The organism is Xanthomonas axonopodis (genome assembly GCF_001304695.1).
GTDB lineage: Bacteria > Pseudomonadota > Gammaproteobacteria > Xanthomonadales > Xanthomonadaceae > Xanthomonas > Xanthomonas axonopodis.
Genome location: NZ_JFAQ01000309.1, coordinates 1 through 699, shown reverse-complemented (window position 1 = coordinate 699; position 699 = coordinate 1). Strand labels below are relative to the sequence as shown.

At 67.2% G+C, this 699-nt stretch carries 1 protein-coding gene; it reads right to left on the bottom strand.

The genetic code is table 11. The features are described from left to right. On the bottom strand, positions 1-699 hold a 699-nt coding region (locus tag XAXN_RS19975), incomplete at both ends, for a TonB-dependent receptor (RefSeq protein ID WP_245149975.1).

Genomic DNA, 699 nt, shown 5'->3' with positions numbered 1-699 from the left:
CTGGTCGAACTCGGCCTTGTAATTGGACGTAATGACCTTGTATTCGCCGATCGCCGACTGCGGGAACGGGTTGCCGCGGCTGGAATCCTGGCCGCTCACGCCGCCGGTCAGCACGTAGTTCTTCTGGCTCACGCCGTCGATGTAGACATTGGTGCCTTCGGCCGAGGTGGCACCGGTGCGCACCTTGGTGGTGCCGTTGGCCTCGCGGGTGAACTGCACGTTGGGCACGGTGTCGGCCAGTTCCAGGAAGTTGCGCGTGGCGCGCGGCAGGTTTTGGATCTGCACGTTGGAAATGTAGGTGGCGTTTTCGGAGGTGCGCGTCTCCACCAGCACCGGCGGCGCCTTCACCTGCACCGCGTCCAGCGTGGTGGCGTTACCACCCGCGGCCGTGGCCGGTTCGCCACCCACGCCCAGGTTCAGGGTCGCCGTCTGGCCGACCTGCACGGTGACGTTCTGCGAGCTGGTCTGACCATTGGCGGTGACATCGATCCGGTAGGAACCCGGCGGCAGGCCGCCCACCGAATAGCCGCCATTGCTGACCTGCACGGTCCGGGTCAGGCCGGTGGCCAGATTGGTGGCGGTGACCTGCGCCTGGGCGGCAGGTGCGGCATCGACGGTGACCTGTCCGCGGATGGTTGCAGCGGTGCTCTGTGCGAAGGCCGGTGCGGCGCCGAGCAGCAGGCAGCTGGCAAGCGCGCA